Origin of the sequence: Acidovorax sp. sic0104 (assembly GCF_019219095.1) — a bacterium.
Lineage (GTDB): Bacteria > Pseudomonadota > Gammaproteobacteria > Burkholderiales > Burkholderiaceae_C > Acidovorax.
In genome coordinates, this window is the sequence record NZ_JAHUWH010000006.1 from 283,483 (window position 1) to 301,370 (window position 17,888).

Consider the following 17,888-nt stretch of genomic DNA (forward strand, 5'->3'; position numbering starts at 1 on the left):
GGTCATTGCAGGACCACGATCATGAAAATTGTTCTCATCGGCCACGGAATGGTGGGCCACAAGTTCCTCGAAAGCCTGGCCGAGACCGGGATGACCGGCGTTGACGTCACCGTGCTGTGCGAGGAACCCCGCGCCGCTTACGACCGGGTGCACCTGTCTGCCTTTTTCAGCGGCACCACGGCCGAGCAACTCTCCCTGGTCGAACCTGGTTTCTTTGAGCGCACTGGCTTCACCCTGCGCCTGGCGGCGCGGGCCGCTTCGGTGGACCGCCGCATTCGCACCGTGACCACGGTAGACGGCGAGGTGCTCCACTACGACAAGCTGGTGCTGGCCACTGGCTCCAACCCCTTCGTTCCCCAGGTGCCGGGGCGCGACCGCGACCACTGCTTCGTCTACCGCACCATCGAAGACCTGGAGGCCATGCAGGCCTCGGGCGCCAAATCGAAGACCGGCGTGGTCGTGGGCGGTGGTCTGCTGGGCCTTGAATGCGCCAAGGCGCTGCGCGACATGGGCCTGGAGACCCATGTGGTCGAGTTTGCGCCGCGGCTCATGGCCGTGCAGGTGGACGAAGGCGGTGGCCGTGTGCTGCGCGCCAAGATCGAAGAGTTGGGCGTTCAGGTGCACACAGGCCGTAACACGCAGGAAATCACCGACGGCGCCCGCGCGCGCCACCGCATGGTGTTTGCGGATGGCACGTGGCTCGAGACCGACATGATCGTGTTCTCCGCCGGTATCCGCCCGCGCGACGAACTGGCCCGCCAGAGCCTGCTGGCCATCGGCCCGCGCGGTGGCGTGGCCATCGACAGCGCCTGCCGCAGCAGCGACCACGATGTGTATGCCATTGGTGAATGCGCGTCCTGGAACGAGCAGACCTTCGGCCTCGTGGCCCCGGGCTACGACATGGCCCGCGTGGCTGCCCGCCACATCGCAGGCGATGCCGGCGCCGCGTTTGTCGGCGCCGACATGAGCACCAAGCTCAAGCTGATGGGCGTGGACGTGGCCAGCATCGGCGATGCCCATGGAAAGACCCCGCACAGCCGCACATGCCAGTATGTGGACGAGCGCCGCCAGGTCTACAAGAAGATCGTCATCAGCGAAGACGGCAAGCAGCTGCTGGGCGCCGTGCTGATCGGCGACGCCACCGAGTACGGCACCTTGCTGCAGATGGCCCTGAACGGCATCCCGCTGCCGGAAGACCCCGAGTTCCTGATCTTCCCGTCCAGCGACGGCAAGGCCAAACCCGGCCTGGGCGTGGATGCCTTACCCGACACGGCCCAGATCTGCTCATGCAACAACGTCACCAAAGGCAGCATCTGCGAAGCCGTGGGCAATGGCACATGCACCATCGCTGAGATGAAGGCCTGCACCAAGGCGGGCGCCACCTGCGGCGGCTGCGTGCCCCTGGTCACCCAGGTCATGAAGGCCGAGATGGCGCGCCGTGGCATGGCGGTCAACAACCACATCTGCGAGCACTTCGCGCACTCGCGCCAGGAGATCTACCACCTGGTGCGCGTGGGCCAGATCAAGAGCTTCGAAGACCTGCTGGCAAAGCATGGCAAGGGCCTGGGCTGCGACATCTGCAAGCCCGTGGCAGCCAGTGTGTTCGCCTCGTGCTGGAACGAGTTCGTGCTCAAGAAGGAACTCGCCGGCCTGCAGGACAGCAACGACTACTATCTGGGCAACATCCAGAAGGATGGCACCTACTCGGTGGTTCCGCGCATGCCTGGCGGCGAGGTCACCCCAGACGGGTTGATCGCTGTGGGCCGGGTGGCCAAGAAGTACGGCCTGTACACCAAGGTCACGGGCGGAGCGCGGGTGGATATGTTCGGCGCACGCCTGGAGCAGTTGCCCTTGATCTGGGAAGAGCTGATCACCGCCGGCTTCGAGTCGGGCCACGCCTACGGCAAGTCGCTGCGCACGGTCAAGAGCTGCGTGGGCTCGACCTGGTGCCGCTATGGCGTGGGCGACAGCGTAGGTCTGGCCGTTGAGCTGGAGAACCGCTACAAGGGCTTGCGCGCCCCCCACAAGATCAAGTTCGGCGTCTCGGGCTGCACGCGCGAATGCGCCGAAGCGCAGGGCAAGGACATCGGCATCATCGCCACCGAGAAGGGCTGGAACCTGTACATCTGCGGCAACGGCGGCATGAAGCCGCGCCATGCCGAGCTGTTCTCGTCCGACCTGACGAAGGAAGACCTGGTGCGCATGATCGACCGCGTGCTCATGTTCTACGTGCGCACGGCAGACCGGCTCCAGCGCACCAGCACCTGGCGCGAGAACCTCGAAGGGGGCCTCGACTACCTCAAGGACGTGCTGCAAAAGGACAGCCTGGGTCTGTGCGACGAGCTCGAGGCGCAGATGCAGCACGTGGTGAGCACTTACCAGTGCGAATGGAAGACCGCCGTGACCGACCCCGAGACGCGCAAGCGCTTCCGCTCGTTCGTGAACAGCGAGAAGGGCGATGAGAACGTGTTGTTCGTCGAAGAGCGTGGCCAGATTCGTCCCGCAACGGCTGACGAGCGATCGCGCGGCTCGGTCAAGGTCATCCCCATCGCCCAGGCCGCGTGACACGGTGCACCGGCCGAGCCGCTTCGCGATGGCTGCATTGCGCCAGTGGCGGGGCGGCTTGGTGGACACCGGGCCGAACCAACTGACTACGGAGAACTTTCATGAGCGCACTTTCCCAAAGCACCCCGGAAAACCTTGCATGGACCGACATCTGCGCGGTCGATGACATCCTGCCCAGCACCGGCGTATGCGCGCTGGTGGCCAATCGGCACGTGGCGGTGTTTCGCCTCGGCGTCGACAGTTTCTTCGCCATCGACAACATAGACCCCAAATCCGGCGCCAGCGTGCTGTCGCGCGGTCTCATCGGTAACATAGGCGAACGCGTTGTCGTGGCCTCACCGCTGTACAAGAATCACTTCGATCTGCGCACCGGCGAATGCCTTGAAATGCCCGAGCAGTCGGTGCAGGCCCATGTCGTGCGCGTTGATGGCGGCCGCGTCAGTGTGGCCGTGGTCTGATCCAGCCTTTCCGCGATGACATGGCGCCCGGCGCCCGAAAGCCCTTTCACCAGGACCCCTGCATGCTTGACCCGGTTGCGCCTTTGTCCGTCTCGAACCTCGTCCTGCGCTCCAAGCAGCTCGAGATAGATGCCGTGCGGCATCTGGCCAGCCGTGCGGAGTTGGTGGACGTGGTGGGGCAACTGATCCAGGGTCTGCAGCGCGAGCGTGGTGCCTCCGGGGTGTACCTGGCATCGCGCGGCCAGCGCTTTGCCGATGTGCGCCGCAAGAGAGTGGATGAGGTGGTGCTGCTGGAAGCCCGGCTGCGCGAGGTCTTTGCGGAGCATGTGGAGCCGGCGCAGGGTGCCACGGCCAAGGCGCTCTCGCTCATGGCATGGGCGCTGCTGGGCATGGAGTCGCTACCGGCCCTGCGCGGCCAGGTCGAGCGGCAGGCAATGTCTGCGCAAGACTCCGTGGCCGCGTACAGTCACCTCATCGCGGGTCTTGTCGAGCTCGTGTTCCATGTCGCGGACGCCGCTGGCCTGCCCAGCGTCTCGCGCCTGCTTGTGGGCCTGCTGCACCTCGTGCAGGCCCAGGAAGAGGCCGGGCAGGAGCGCGCGCTCGGGGCGCTGCTGTATGCCTCGGGCAGCAGCAGCGATGCGCTCCAGCAGCGTGTGCTGCACCTGATCGACGCGCAGGAGCGCAGCCTGCGTGTCTTTTCCGAATTTGCCGAACCGGCGCTGCGCGCCCGTTGGGAGCAGCAGCAACTGGCGCCCGGTGTGGCGCAGCTCGAGCGGTTGCGCCGAACGCTGTGCGTTGCGCGCCCCGGTGCCTTGCTGGACAGTGATCTCAGCGATACCTGGTTCGACGTGTGCACCGAACGCATCGACGCATTGTGGCAACTGCAGGTCGCGCTGGTGGAGCGGCTGCGCGAAGACTGCCAGGCCCGTATCGCAGAGGCGCAGCAGGACCTGCAGGACTCCAAGGGGCTGCTGCGCGGCTTGCGCGACAACCCGCCGCAGCGTACGCACGCGGTGGACCGCTTCTTCGACATGGCGCTGACGCCGGCAGCATTGCCGGCGCAGCAGCCTGCAAGCGCCTATGCCGGCGAGTCCGCGTCGTTGCTCGACCTGCTGCAGGCGCAGTCGGCACGCATGGCCGGCATGGAGGCGGAGCTCGACGCGGCGCGGCGCACCCTCAATGAACGCAAGGTCATCGAGCGGGCCAAGGGCGTGCTGATGGCGCGGCTTGGCATGAATGAGGAGGTGGCCTTCCGGGTGCTGCAAAAGACCTCCATGGACCAGAACCGCCGCTTGCTGGATGTGGCCGAGGCCACACTGTCTCTGCCGGATCTGGCCGTCGCACTGCAGCAGGGCCTGCGTGCCCCAAAGACGCCCACATAGCGATCCAACTGGGTGCCCGGCTGCACGCGAGCGATGCACTCCGCTGTGTGCGGCACCGTCACGTGCAGGCAAACCGGCTCTGCGACACGCCGGCAATGCCGCCCTGCAAAGGTACGGAACTTGCTTATCCCATTGCAAGTGGGGTGCTGACGACGGCCCTCCATGTTCCTTCCCGCCACCATTGAAGGGTGCGCGGGACCACGGAAAACGCGCATCCAAGGATAACGGCGTCCCTGTGCTGCACCGGCTGAAGGCCGGGCAACGCGCTGGACGCCGTTTTCTTTTTTTTTGCGTCTTCTCCAAGGAAATTCCATGGCCTATCTCGCCCCTTCCGAATTCGTGACCAAGATGGTCGACGCCGGCGAATCCAAGCTGCTCATGTCCACCCGTGACACGCTGATCCGCTCGTTCATGGCTGGTGCCATGCTGGCCTTGGGCGCCGCCTTCGCGGTCACCATCACGGTCAACACCGGCAATGCATTGCTGGGCGCGCTGCTTTTCCCGGGCTGCTTCATCCTGCTTTACCTGCTGGGTTATGACCTTCTGACCGGTGTGTTCACCCTGGTGCCATTGGCCGTGCTCGACAAGCGCCCTGGCGCCACCTGGGGTGGCGTCTTTCGCAACTGGACCTTGGTGTTCTGCGGCAACTTCGCGGGCGCCTTCATGGTGGCCCTGTTCATGGCCATCATCTTCACCTTCGGGTTCAGCGAAGCGCCCAATGCCGTGGGTGTGAAGATCGGTCACATCGGCGAAGGCCGCACCGTGGGCTATTCCGCGCACGGCGCAGCCGGCATGCTGACACTCTTCATCCGTGGCGTCATGTGCAACTGGATGGTGTCCACCGGCGTGGTGGCGGCCATGATGTCCACTTCGGTGTCGGGCAAGGCCATCGGCATGTGGATCCCCATCGCGCTGTTCTTCTACATGGGTTTCGAGCACAGCATCGTCAACATGTTCTTGTTCCCTTCGGGCCTGCTGCTGGGCGGCAACTTCACCGTCATGGACTATCTGGTCTGGAACGAAATCCCCACGGTGATCGGAAACCTGGTGGGTGGTCTGACCTTCGTGGGGGCCATGCTCTACTCCACCCACTACAAGACTGCCCCCAAGCGCAAGGTGGCCTGAAGGCCATGCGGGGCCTGACTGGTCCGGCCCCGCCTGCATGTACAACGACCTGTGCGATGAGCAGCCAGCACAACACCTTGCGCGTCACGCTGGGCCAGCACTCGCGCGCGGGGCACGGCGGGGTCAACCAGGACTTCCATGGCGCCGTGCTGCCGACGGAGCCTTTGCGCAGTACCAAGGGCATTGCGCTGGCGCTCGCCGATGGCATCGGCTCCAGTGCGGTCAGCCAGGAGGCCAGCGCTGCAGCGGTGCGCAGCTTCCTGGATGACTATTACGCCACGTCGGAGGCCTGGTCTGTGCGCCGGTCGGCGCAGCGCGTGCTGGGCGCCACCAATGCATGGCTGCACGCGCAAACCATGCGCAGCAACGCCCGCTTCGACAAGGACCGGGGCTACGTCTGCACCTTCAGCGCCCTGGTGCTCAAGGGTCGCGAGGTGCATCTGCTGCACGTGGGCGACTCGCGGATCTACCGCTTGCATCCTCAGTCGCTGGAGCCCTTGACGCAGGACCACCGCGTGCACCTCTCGTCGGTGGAGTCATTTCTGGGTCGCGCGCTGGGTACGGGCGCCAACGTGGAGATGGACTACCGCAGCCTGCCGGCCGAGGTGGGGGCGGTTTACGTGCTGGCGACCGACGGTGCGTACCTGCACTTCGATGCGGCCGCGGTGCACGATGCGCTCCATCGCTTTTCCAACGACTGGGACCGTGCCGCCCAGGCCCTTGTGGACAGCGCTCAGGCACAGGGCTCAGACGACGATATGACCGTGCAACTGCTGCGCATCGACGCGTTGCCCGAGGTGCCGCTGCGCGGCCTGCAGGCGCTGCGCGAGGATCTGGCCGTCACACCGCTGCTGGCGCCGCGCGCGCAATTCGAGGGGTTTCGCATCGTGCGGGAACTGCATGCCAGTGCTCGCAGCCACGTGTACCTGGCGGTGGATGAGCACACGCAACAGCAGGTGGTGCTCAAGACACCGTCTGTTGACGTGGCGGGCGACGCGTTCCATATGGACCGCTTCATGCTTGAGGAATGGGTGGCCAGACGCGTCCACAGCCCGCATGTACTGAGACCCCACGTGCACGACCGTCCACGCAGGCATGTGTACGTCGCCATGGAGTTCGTGGACGGGCAGACGCTGGCGCAATGGATGATCGACCATCCGCGCCCGGACCTTGCAACGGTGCGCGGCATCATCGTGCAGGTGGGCAAGGGGCTGCAGGCGCTGCACGGCAAGGAAATGCTGCACCAGGATCTGCGGCCGGAGAATGTGATGATCGACCGCGAGGGCACCATCCGCATCATCGACTTCGGCTCGGCACGGGTCGCCGGGCTGGAGGAGGCGGCCCCGGATCAACGGGCCGACATCATTCCCGGCACACTGCAATACACGGCGCCTGAATACTTCGCGGGGCAGGAGGGCAGCGCCCGGGCCGACCTGTTCGCGCTCGCAGTGCTCGCCTATCAGATGCTGACGGCGCAACTGCCCTACGGATTGCAGGTTGTGCGCATCAGGTCGGCCGGCGACATTCGGGCGCTGAGGTATGTGCCGGTGCGCCACTTCAGGCCCGATATGCCGCACTGGCTCGACGGCGTGTTGCAAAAGGCCCTGAGCCCGGACCCCACCAAACGCCAGGAGGTGGTGTCCGAGTTCCTGCACGACCTCAACACGCCCGGCCCGCAGTTTCACCAACTGCGCCACCGTGCGGTGCCGCTGGCACAGCGCAATCCCGTGGTGTTCTGGCAGGCGACCAGCCTGTTGCTGGGGCTGGCGGTGGTGGCACTCGTGGGCGCGCGGGTCTTCGGCATCTGACCGTGTCGCGCCACCAACACCCTGCCGCGGCGCAAGTTAAGCTCTGGTGAAAAGCGTCGACCTTTTCGGCGCCAAGGATTCCCCAGACCATGACTCACAGTTGCTTACTGATTTGCGCAGCATTGCTGGCTGGGTGCGCGAGCACACCCGACACCTTGAATGTTCAGATTCTTCCTTCCCAGTACCGAGTCGGAAATGTGATGTCGGCGCTCGCAACCCCTGTCGTGGACGAAGTTGTCCGCCGCCAACCGAACAATGTCCACATCTCTGCGTGCCGTTCCACGCCCCACGCAAAGATCATTCAATTCAACACCGAATTACGGGCGCGATGGGATGCAAAAGGCACCCTGGGCTTCTACGAAACTTGCCCGGAGAACTGACAGCGGGCCCGCTCAGGCCGGTGGGGTGGTCGGGACCGAGTACGCCGCATTGAGCCCCGTCCCGAAGGCGGGCCATTGAATGAAATCCGTGAACTCCACGGGCTGCTTGAATGATTCAGATGACGGATGCAACCAGACCATGCTCCAGGGCCTCCTTGGCCGTCAGATACCAGTCCTTGTCCAGTACGCGCCTTTCGATTTCCTCAGCCGTGAGAGCGGAGCCTTCCGCCAACCTGGCGAAGCCCTCGCTTTGAAGCCTCTGTCCCGATTCAATTTGCGCCAAGACGTCGTTCACTTTCGCTCGACAGCTTCTCAGTGCGCCGTCCAGGCTGACGGTGGCCGTCATCTTGCGTTCGTGGATCAGCAGTTCGCAATCCTCCGTCAGGAACCTCTGCCCTTTGGGAATGGCCGACATGATCGTGACGCCTGCCGAATAGACATAGGTTTTGCCGAGAAAGTAGATGCGTGCGCCGCCCATCTGCCAAAGCCTGAGCTCTTCTGCAATCCGGCGTCCCACCTCGGCATCGCCTCCGGAGGTACTCAGTTCAAACACGATGGGGCCGTCCTTGTTCGCCTCTGCCTGCTGCCGAAAGAACTCTGAAAGCATGTTCTCGTTCACGTCTCCAAAGAGGCGGATGTCGGGGGATAGCGATGGAATTTTTGTTGGCATGGTGGGAAGGGGGTTGCGTCGAGAAGTGCATGGCGGCGGGTGCCGTTGCCCCAGCCAGCTTAGTGACGCTCGCCTCGGTTGGCGTAGGACGGCCGCACCCGTACTTGTAGTGGGACCGCCAAGCGGCCAACCGGCCTGGGATGGGGGCCGATGTGGTGGTGTCTTGGCTGCCAGCCGGGGAGTCGTGGCACGTTGTTCTCGATGCAACACAATCGGAGCCATGGCCGCGATCTACGAAGATCTCGGCCATGGCTTCTGTGAGCCGCAACACCGGGTCTGCCAGCAGTCCTTGAATCGCCCAAAACAAAAAAGCCCTGACTCTTGCGAATCAGGGCTTTTCATTTGGTGCCGGAGAGATGAATCGAACACCCGACCTTCTCATTACGAATGAGCTGCTCTACCGACTGAGCTACACCGGCGTAAGCCTAAGATTATAGCGTGGAATGGTAACTTGTCACGCGCTCGACCTCATTTTTGGAGCCGAGGATGACGCTCACGCGTTCGTGCAGCTGCGTGGGCTGGATGTCCAGAATGCGCTGCTTGCCGTTGGTGGCCGCGCCGCCGGCCTGCTCGACCAGCCAGCCCATGGGGTTGGCCTCGTACATCAGGCGCAGCTTGCCGGGCTTGTTGGGCTCGCGCTTGTCCCAGGGGTACATGAAGATGCCGCCGCGGGTCAGGATGCGGTGCACGTCGGCCACCATGGACGCGATCCAGCGCATGTTGAAGTCCTTGCCGCGCGGGCCGTCCTTGCCCTGCAGGCATTCGTCGATGTAGCGCTTCACGGGCTCGTCCCAGTGGCGCATATTGCTCATGTTGATGGCGAATTCCTTGGTGTCCTCGGGAATGCGCACGTTCTCTTCGGTCAGCACGAAGGAGCCTTGCTCGCGGTCCAGCGTGAACATCGCCACGCCGTCGCCCACTGTCAGCACCAGCGTGGTCTGCGGGCCGTAGATGCAATAGCCAGCGGCCACCTGCGCCGTGCCGGGCTGCAAAAAGTCGCCGGCCTCCACGCCGCGGTCGTCATCCGGCTTCTTGAGCACGCTGAAGATGGTGCCGATGCTCACGTTCACGTCGATGTTGGAGGAGCCGTCCAGGGGATCGAACAGCAGCAGGTATTCGCCCTGCGGGTAGCGGTTGGGCACCAGGTAGATGCCGTCCATTTCCTCGGAGGCCATGGCTGCCAGGTGGCCACCCCATTCGTTGGCTTCGATCAGCACTTCGTTGGCGATGATGTCCAGTTTTTTCTGGATTTCGCCCTGCACGTTTTCACTGGAGGCGGAGCCAAGCACGCCACCGAGCGCGCCCTTGTTGACGGCCTGGCTGATGCTCTTGCACGAGCGGGCCACCACTTCGAGCAGCAGGCGCAGCTGCGAGGGAATGAGCCCGTCGATGCGTTGCTGCTCGACCAGGTAGCGGGTGAGGGAAATTCGGGAGCTCATCGGTGGTTCGTCCTTGGGCTTGGGGGTATTGTGAAAGGGGTTACCGCGACGACTGCTCGCGTTCAGCCAGCTCGGCCAGCGTCGCCTCAGTCTCGGCCAGCAGGTCGTCGTCGCCGCTGGCATGGGCGATGGTCACGCGTTGCTGGAAAAGGCTGCGGGCCAGCGCGGTGTCGCCGCCCTCGTGGGCGAGCACGCCTTGCTGAAACAGTGTGTCCAGCACGATGTCGTCATCATGCAGCGCCTGGCCCAGCGCCAGACGCTGTGCAAGGTAGTGGCGCGCCTGGGCCGCGTCGCCCAGTTCGTAGGCGTTTTGCGCGAGGTTGTTGATGAGTCCTGACAGGCGCGCGTCCTTGTCGGAGCCAAAAGCGGTCTGCGCATCGCCCAGCAGTTGCTGGTTGTGGGCCAGCGCTTCGGCGAAGCGGCCGGCTTCGTGCAGGGCGTAGCCGATCTCTTCGCGGATGCCCAGCTTCTGCTCAAGGCTCAGCACGGCGCCGTCATGGTTGGCCCACAGCGCCGACTGGCGCAGGTGCTCGATGGCGGTGTCGTATTCCTCGGACTGCAGCGCCGATTCGCCGATGGCGTAGTGCTGCTGGTAGCGGTCGGTGGGCGTCAGGTCGCCCAGTGCCGCGCGGATCGCCAGCGCCCGCAGGCCCAGGGGCAGGCCTTCGTCGTCCATCTGCCGCTTGGAATACACGACGAACTGCAGCCACAGCAACTGGGCCAGTTCCGAGGATTCGGCGCCCAGGCCTTCTGCCAGAGGGCGCAGCGCTGCCAGGTCGGCCGACATGGCCGAGCCGCTGAACATCGCGCCTTCGTCGTACACGGTGTCGCGCAGCGGGTTGAACCGCTGCGCAAACTGCTGCGCCGGGCTCGTGGAGGAGCGTGAGAACAGGGCCATGCAGAGAGCCTGGTTCAGTCGGCCAGCGCGCGGGTGACCACCTCGCGCACGTCGTTGGACAGGTCCGGCCTGGCGGCGACGCGGGCGATGGCCTCGCGGGCGGCGGTACGCCAGGGCTCGGCCAGCTTCTTCCAGCGGTCCAGCGCGCGCGCCAGGCGGGCGGCAACCTGCGGATTGATCGCATCGAGCTCGATCACGCGGTCGCTCCAGAACACGTAGCCTGCGGCGTCAGGGCGGTGGAAGGCGCCAGGGTTGGCGCTGCAGTAGCTGAAGATCACGCTGCGCGCGCGGTTGGGGTTCTTCAGGCTGAAGTCCGCATGCTGCATGAGCTGGCGCACGGCGGGCAGCACGTTGCCGCCACGGTCCGGCGCGCCGGCCTGCAGCGCGAACCATTTGTCGATGACGAGCGGCTCGTCCTTGAACATCGAATGAAAGCGCGCCAGGGCAGGCGCCGCCAGCTCATTGCCGCTGGCCACCAGGGCTGTCAGGGCATTGAAGCGGTCGGTCATGTTGCCAGCCGTCTTGAAGCGCTGCAACGCCTTGCCGGGCCACACGGTGTCGCCGGTCTTCTGCGCGGCGATGCACAGCATGTGCAGCGCCAGGCCGCTGAGCGCGCGGCGGCCCGAGGAGACCGGGTCGGGGCTGTAGCCGCCGGTGTCCTGGTTCTGCTCCCAGACGGCCTGCCAGTCGGCTTGCAGCGAGACGGCCAGCTGTTCGCGCATGGCTTCGCGCACGGCGTGGATGCGCTGGGGGTCCACCACCTCCATCTGCTCGGCGATGTAGGTTTCGGATGGCAGGGTGAGCACCAGTTCCTTGAACGCGGCGTCCAGCAGCGGGTTGCGCAGCACTGCACGCATGGCATCCACAAACTCTGCAGGCAGGATTTGGTGGTCGAATCGGCCGCTGGCGCTTGTCTGTTGTGCCCTGTCAGCTATTGACTTGATAGCAATGCGCAGGGCCAGGCGCTGGCCGGCTTCCCAGCGGTTGAAGGCATCGGTGTCGTGCGCCAGCAGGGCCAGGAGCTGGGCGTCGGTGTAGTCGATGTCCAGCACCACCGGGGCGCTGAACCCGCGCAGCAGCGAGGGCACGGGCTCGGCGTCGACGTTGGTGAAGGTGAGTGTCTGCGAGGCTTCTGTGAGCACGACGACGCGCGAGGTCGTGGGCGCCGCTGCATCGGCTGAGCCTTCGCCCGACAGTTGCAGGGCCACGGCCGTGCCGGTGGCCGCGTCGATCAGGCCCAGCTCCACCGGGATCACGAACGGCAGCTTCTCGCTTTGCCCGGGCGTGGCGGCGCAGCTTTGCGCCAGGGTGAGTGCGTAGCAGCGCGTGGCGGCGTCGTAACGGCCCGTGGCGCGCACGCGCGGCGTGCCGGCCTGGCTGTACCAGCGCTTGAACTGGGGCAGGTGCAGCGCCAGCGGACTGGCGGGGTTGGCATCGGCGATGGCCTGCACGAAGTCGTCGCAGGTCACGGCCTGGCCATCATGGCGCTCGAAGTACAGCTTCATGCCCTTGGCGAAGCCTTCGCGGCCCACCAGGTTGTGCTGCATGCGCACGACCTCGGCACCCTTTTCGTAGATGGTGACGGTGTAGAAGTTGTTGATCTCGACGTAGCTGTCGGGCCGCACCGGGTGGGCCATGGGGCCGGCGTCTTCAGGGAACTGCGCGGTGCGCAGCACGCGCACGTCTTCGATGCGCTTGACGGCGCGGGCCGACGGGCTGCCGGCCAGGTCCATGCTGAATTCCTGGTCGCGAAAGACGGTGAGTCCTTCCTTCAGGCTCAGCTGGAACCAGTCGCGGCAGGTCACGCGGTTGCCGGTCCAGTTGTGGAAGTACTCGTGGCCGACCACGCTTTCGATGTTGGCGAAGTCGGTGTCGGTGGCCGTGGCTTCGCTGGCCAGAACGTACTTCGTGTTGAAGATGTTCAGGCCCTTGTTTTCCATGGCGCCCATGTTGAAGTCGCTGGTGGCGACGATCATGAAGCGCTCCAGGTCCAGCGGCAGGCCGAAGCGGGCCTCGTCCCAGGCCACGCTGTACATCAGCGAGTTCATCGCGTGTTCGGTCTTGCCCAGGTCGCCGGGGCGCACGTAGACCTGCAGCAGGTGGTCTGTGCCCGAGCGGCTCTTGATGTGCTGCTCGCGCGCCACCAGCTTGCCCGCCACCAGGGCGAACAGGTAGCAGGGTTTCCTGTGCGGGTCGACCCACTTGGCGAAATGGCGGCCGTCTTCCAGTGCGCCGCTGTCCACCAGGTTGCCGTTGCTGAGCAGCACCGGGTACTGGGCCTTGTCGGCGCGCAGCGTGACGGTGTAGCTGGCCATCACATCGGGACGGTCCAGGAAGTAGGTGATGCGGCGAAAGCCTTCGGCCTCGCACTGCGTGAAGAACGTGCCCTGGCTCACGTACAGGCCCATGAGCTTGGTGTTCTTGGCAGGGCAGCAGGTGGTGAAGATCTCGAGGGCGAAGGGCTCTTCGCCCTCAGGCAGGTTCTCCAGCACCAGGCGCGGGCCTTCCATCTTGAACGAGGTGCCCTGGCCGTTGACCAGCACGCGCGCCAGGTTCAGCTCGTCGCCGTCGAGCTTGAGCGGCTGCGCGGCCACGTCGGGGTTGCGGCGCAGGGTCATGCGGTTGAGCACGCGCGTCTTGTTCGGATCCAGGTCGAAGGTCAGCTCGACGCTGTCGATCCAGTAGGCGGGGGCGGTGTAGTCCTCGCGGCGGACGGCAGCCGGGTGGGCCGCGGCGTCTGCGCTTGCGTCGGCTTTATGCAGTTGCAACATGGATGCTCTCCAGAAAGTCGGTGTTCATGAGTTCGGTGTAGTCGCGCACGGCGGCCACCACGTGGGGCCCAGCCAGTTCATCGGCGCTGTGCGTGCTGCAGATCGCCACGGCGCGCATGCCGGCGCGGCGCGCGGCCTCGATGCCAAATGGCGCGTCTTCAAAAACGATGCAGTGCTCGGGGGTGGCGCCGATGCGGCGCGCGGCCTCCAGAAAGATGGCGGGCTGGGGCTTGCCGGGCAGGCCCTCGTCCCCGCGCACGATGGCCAGCGGCGCGGGCGCAAGGCCCAGGTGGCCCAGGGCGAATTCCACGTTGCCGATGTCCCCCGCAGTGCCCACCGCCACCTTGAGACCCCGCGCATGCACCTCTGCCGCAAACCGGCGAAAGCCGGCCACTTCAGCAAAGCGAGGGGCGAACAACTCGCGGTAGATGGTTTCCTTCTCGTGCGTCAGCGCATCGGCCTCATCCTGCGAGACCGCGCGGCCCAGCAGTTCCACGATGCACTCGGTGCCATTTTTGCCCGTGGTGCGGGCCATGAGGTCGGGCACGTCGATGTGCATGCCCCGGCGGCGCGTGAACTCGACCCAGGCCTTGGCGTGCCAGGGCATGGAGTCGATCATGGTGCCGTCCATGTCGAAGATGATGGCTTCAGTGTGCGCGGGGGCGCCTTCAGTGCGCAGCAGCGGGATGGCGGCCATGGGTCAGACGCCCTGCTTGAGCGACGCTTCGATGAACGCGTCCAGGTCGCCGTCCAGCACCTTCTGCGTGGCCGAGATCTCGACGTTCGTGCGCAGGTCCTTGATGCGGCTGTTGTCCAGCACGTACGAGCGGATCTGGTGGCCCCAGCCCACGTCGGTCTTGGTGTCCTCGAGCTTTTGCTGCTCTTCCTGGCGTTTGCGCAGTTCGTAGTCGTACAGGCGGCTGCGCAGCCGCTGCCAGGCCACGTCGCGGTTGCTGTGCTGGCTGCGGCCGTCCTGGCATTGCACGACGATGCCGGTGGGAATGTGCGTGAGGCGCACGGCCGAGTCGGTCTTGTTGATGTGCTGGCCGCCCGCGCCCGATGCGCGGAAGGTGTCGGTGCGCACGTCGGCCGGGTTGATGTTGATCTCGATGGAGTCGTCGATCTCGGGGTAGACGAACAGCGACGCGAACGAGGTGTGGCGCCCGCCCGAGCTGTCGAACGGGCTCTTGCGCACCAGGCGATGCACGCCGGTCTCGGTGCGCAGCAGGCCAAAGGCGTATTCGCCCTCGATCTTGATCGTGGCGCTCTTGATGCCGGCCACGTCGCCGGGGGTTTCGTCCTCGACGGTTGCCTTGAAGCCCTTGCGCTCGGCGTACTTGAGGTACTGGCGCAGCAGCATGCTGGCCCAGTCGCAGGCCTCGGTACCGCCGGCGCCGGCCTGGATGTCGACGAAGCAGTTGAGCGGGTCGGCCTCCTGGCTGAACATGCGGCGGAACTCCAGCTCTTCGATGAGCGGGCGCAACTTGGCGGTCTCGGCCTCGATGGTGAGCAGGCCAGGCTCGTCGCCTTCTTCCTTGCTCATTTCATAGAGCTCGGCGTTGTCGGCCAGCTCGCGCGTGAGCTTGTCGAGCGTGACGACCACGCTCGATAGCGATTTTTGTTCCTTGCCCAGCTCCTGGGCCTTCTTCGGGTCGTTCCAGACCGAAGGGTCTTCCAGCGATGCGTTTACCGTGCGCAGGCGTTCGAATTTGGCATCGAAGTCAAAGATACCTCCGTAACTCTTGCGTGCGCAGAGCCAGGTCGTCGAGGGTGGTGCCGATGAGGTTGATGCGTTCTGCGTCCATGATTCTTGTCCTGGGTGTTCTGTGGAATAACCCGCGATTTTCTCATGGGACGGCCTCTGGCCCCCGCAAAGCCCTCAGGAGTGCTGCCTGCCGGCACAGAGAGGGCGCGCCGCACCTCTGCGAGTGACCGGGTAATTCAAAAATGATAGCTGCTCGCGCTTGCTGGTAAAGCGTTGGAGGGCATTTTCTTGAAAACGCTTCAGTCGGTGGCCAGGAACGCTTCGATCAGTTGCGCCACTTGCCCGGGCTGGTCGTGGTGCAGCATGTGCCCCGCGTCCTGCACGACAGCGGTGCGCACGTCGCGCACGTGGGTCAGCCGCTGGTGGTATTCCTGAAGGCTGTACTTGCCCTTCCACCACTGGCCCAGGCTGTCGTCGCTGGCTTCCACGGCCAGCACGGGCGCGGCGATGCGGTCGTACAGTGCCAGCGCCTCGTCCAGCCGGTACAGCTGCGCGCTGGTGATCTTGTGGGCCGGGTCGCCCAGGATCTCCCACTGGCCCTGCGCATTGGGCCGCGCCCAGTGGCCGGCCAGCCATTGGGCCTTGTCTTGGGACAGGCGCGGGTTCGTTTTCATCAGCCGACGGGCCACGCCGTCCTGGCTGTCGTAGGTCTTCAGGGCCAGCTCGCCGCTGCGCAACTGCTTGAGCTCGTCGATCCACTGCGCATAGCGCCTGGGCGCCTGATCGGGCCGCGTGGCGGGCATGCCGAAGCCTTCGAGGTTGACCAGGCGGCGGATGCGCTCGGGCCGCACACCCGCGTACATCATGGCGATGTTGCCGCCCATGCTGTGGCCTACGAGGTCGACGGCTTCGCCGGGGGCGTAGTGGTCCAGCAGAAGGTCCAGGTCGGCCAGGTAATCGGCAAAGAAGTAGTGGTCCGCCTGGGCGTTGGATGTCAGACCGAAGCCGCGCCAGTCGGGCGCGATGATGCGCCGCTCCTGCAGCAGTGCGTCCACCGTGAACTGGTAGGAGGCGCTCACGTCCATCCAGCCGTGCAGCAGCACCAGCGTGGGCAGCGGGCTTTGCTCGGGGCCCCAGTGGCGGACGTGGTAGTTCAGGTGGCGCAGAGACAGCGTGCTGCTGCGAGAGGGCTTGAAGGGGGTGTACATGGGCGGCGGCGCAAGCAAGGGTCGGGCGGCGGGATCCCGAAAAGCGATGGCTTTGCGGGTGCCCTGCATGGTAATGGGGAGCTCGCTGGGCCCGCATCCTCGGGTGTCGCCTGCGCGGCTGCGGGGTACAGCCCCAGCCGTCCCGGGTTCGGCACAGCCCAGCGAAATCCATTATTCTGCGCAGTCCTTTTCTTTGCTTGTCATCCTTCTTTCCATGCAAAAAATTCAACTCGGCACCAGCGATCTGCAGGTCACACCCATCTGCCTGGGCACCATGACCTTCGGCGAGCAGGTGGCACAGGCCGATGCGCACGCCATCCTGGCGCGCTCGCTCGACCGCGGTGTGAACTTCATCGATACGGCAGAGATGTACTCGGTGCCCGCCCGGGCCGAGACCTTCGGCGCCACCGAAACCATCATCGGCAACTGGTTTGCGAAGAACCCCGGCGCACGCGACAAGCTGGTGGTCGCCACCAAGGTGGCGGGCCCCTCGCGTGGCATGCCCTGGGTCCGCGAGGGCAAGGGCATGACGGCGGCCGACGTCGTGGCCTCGTGCGAAGGCAGCCTGCGCCGCCTGCAGACCGACGTGATCGACCTCTACCAGATCCACTGGCCGGAGCGCCACGTACCCGCCTTCGGCAACCTGTACTACGACCCGTCCAAGGAAACGTCGCAGACCCCCATCCGCGAGCAACTGGAAGCACTGGCCGGCTTGGTCAAGGCGGGCAAGGTGCGCCACATTGGCCTGTCCAACGAGAGTCCGTACGGTGTGCACGAATTCGTGCGCCTGGCCGAGCAGCACGGCCTGCCGCGCGTGGCCACCGTGCAGAACCCGTACTGCCTGATCAACCGCACCTGGGAAAACGGCCTGGACGAAACCTGCCACCGCCTGAACGTGTCGCTGCTGGCCTACTCTCCGCTGGGCTTTGGCCTGCTGACCGGCAAGTACGACGACAGCGGCCTGACGGGCCCGGGCGCTCCGCAGGGCGCGCGCATCGCCACGTATGAGTCGGTGCGCAAACAGCGCTGGGGCCGCCCCGAGGCGCTGGCCGCATCGCGCCGCTACAACGCTTTGGCGCGCGCCAACGGCATGACGCCCACGCAGCTGGCGCTGGCGTTCTGCTACACCAAGTGGCAGGTGGCCAGCACCATCATCGGCGTGACGTCCGTGGCGCAGCTTGATGAAGACCTGAACGCCTGGGGCACCGAGCTCTCGCCCGAGCTGCTCAAGGACATCGATGCGATCCGCTGGGAGCTGCGTGACCCGGCGCTGTGAGCGGGGCAGGGCATGGCCCTGCGATCTGCAAGAGTGAAAGACAAAGGGGCCCGCGCAGGCCCCTTTGTTTTGTCTTTGACCCGTCCTGCCCAGCGTTGACACCTTTCCATGCTCGAAAGGAAGAAACGCCATGGATACAGGCATCAAGAGAACGCAGCGTGACTACACGATGGCCTTCAAACTGGCCGTTGTTGAACAAGTGG

13 protein-coding genes and 1 tRNA gene are annotated in these 17,888 nt (G+C 65.2%); 6 read left to right on the forward strand and 8 right to left on the reverse strand.

Annotated elements, in window-relative coordinates; translation table 11 throughout:
- Positions 1-21 precede the first annotated feature (21 nt).
- The 5 genes from nirB to KW835_RS12530 all read left to right on the forward strand — a co-directional run bounded on the left by nirB (position 22) and on the right by KW835_RS12530 (position 7,338).
- On the forward strand, positions 22-2,565 hold the full coding sequence (gene nirB / locus KW835_RS12510; RefSeq protein ID WP_218382725.1) for a nitrite reductase large subunit NirB: 2,544 nt from the start codon (positions 22-24) through the stop codon (positions 2,563-2,565).
- 101 nt (positions 2,566-2,666) lie between these two features.
- Positions 2,667-3,023 carry a nitrite reductase small subunit NirD gene (gene nirD / locus KW835_RS12515; protein ID WP_218382727.1) on the forward strand — a complete coding sequence of 119 codons (357 nt, stop codon included), beginning with the start codon at positions 2,667-2,669 and terminating at the stop codon, positions 3,021-3,023.
- A 62-nt stretch (positions 3,024-3,085) separates the two neighbouring features.
- On the forward strand, positions 3,086-4,405 hold the full coding sequence (locus KW835_RS12520; protein WP_218382729.1) for a nitrate- and nitrite sensing domain-containing protein: 1,320 nt from the start codon (positions 3,086-3,088) through the stop codon (positions 4,403-4,405).
- A gap of 312 nt (positions 4,406-4,717) precedes the next feature.
- Positions 4,718-5,530 (forward strand): formate/nitrite transporter family protein, encoded by an 813-nt coding sequence (locus KW835_RS12525; protein ID WP_218382731.1) that lies wholly within the window; start codon positions 4,718-4,720, stop codon positions 5,528-5,530.
- 56 nt (positions 5,531-5,586) lie between these two features.
- On the forward strand, positions 5,587-7,338 hold the full coding sequence (locus KW835_RS12530) for a bifunctional protein-serine/threonine kinase/phosphatase (RefSeq protein ID WP_218382741.1): 1,752 nt from the start codon (positions 5,587-5,589) through the stop codon (positions 7,336-7,338).
- Positions 7,339-7,833: 495 nt separating this feature from the next.
- Here KW835_RS12530 and KW835_RS12535 read toward each other — a convergent pair whose 3' ends face one another.
- From KW835_RS12535 to KW835_RS12570, 8 genes are all read right to left on the reverse strand, one after another.
- Positions 7,834-8,388, reverse strand: coding sequence for an ATP-dependent Clp protease proteolytic subunit (locus KW835_RS12535; RefSeq protein WP_218382743.1), 555 nt, complete (start codon positions 8,386-8,388; stop codon positions 7,834-7,836).
- Between the two features lie 343 nt (positions 8,389-8,731).
- Positions 8,732-8,807 (reverse strand) — tRNA-Thr (locus KW835_RS12540).
- Between the two features lie 12 nt (positions 8,808-8,819).
- Complete coding sequence (locus KW835_RS12545; protein ID WP_218382745.1) at positions 8,820-9,827, reverse strand: class 1 fructose-bisphosphatase; 1,008 nt, start codon at positions 9,825-9,827, stop codon at positions 8,820-8,822.
- A 40-nt stretch (positions 9,828-9,867) separates the two neighbouring features.
- A complete protein-coding gene (locus KW835_RS12550) occupies positions 9,868-10,725 on the reverse strand; it encodes a tetratricopeptide repeat protein (RefSeq protein WP_218382748.1) in 858 nt (285 codons plus the stop codon).
- A gap of 14 nt (positions 10,726-10,739) precedes the next feature.
- A complete protein-coding gene (gene pepN / locus KW835_RS12555; RefSeq protein WP_218382750.1) occupies positions 10,740-13,496 on the reverse strand; it encodes an aminopeptidase N in 2,757 nt (918 codons plus the stop codon).
- Entirely contained in the window at positions 13,480-14,193 is a 714-nt protein-coding gene (locus KW835_RS12560) for an HAD family phosphatase (protein WP_218382752.1), read from the reverse strand. Before KW835_RS12560 ends, pepN begins: the two co-directional genes overlap by 17 nt.
- Before the next feature lie 3 nt (positions 14,194-14,196).
- Positions 14,197-15,301, reverse strand: a protein-coding gene (gene prfB, locus KW835_RS12565) for a peptide chain release factor 2 (protein WP_218382754.1) whose coding sequence is annotated in 2 segments (ribosomal slippage) — positions 14,197-15,219 and positions 15,221-15,301 — 1,104 coding nt in all. Because the reading frame shifts where the segments join, the coding sequence is not laid out codon by codon here.
- A gap of 199 nt (positions 15,302-15,500) precedes the next feature.
- The gene (locus KW835_RS12570; RefSeq protein ID WP_218382755.1) at positions 15,501-16,409 is read right to left on the reverse strand and encodes an alpha/beta fold hydrolase; all 909 of its coding nucleotides are present in this window, start codon (positions 16,407-16,409) and stop codon (positions 15,501-15,503) included.
- 214 nt (positions 16,410-16,623) lie between these two features.
- Between KW835_RS12570 and KW835_RS12575 the strand changes: the two genes are divergently transcribed.
- A complete protein-coding gene (locus tag KW835_RS12575; protein ID WP_218382757.1) occupies positions 16,624-17,685 on the forward strand; it encodes an aldo/keto reductase in 1,062 nt (353 codons plus the stop codon).
- Positions 17,686-17,888 lie beyond the last annotated feature (203 nt).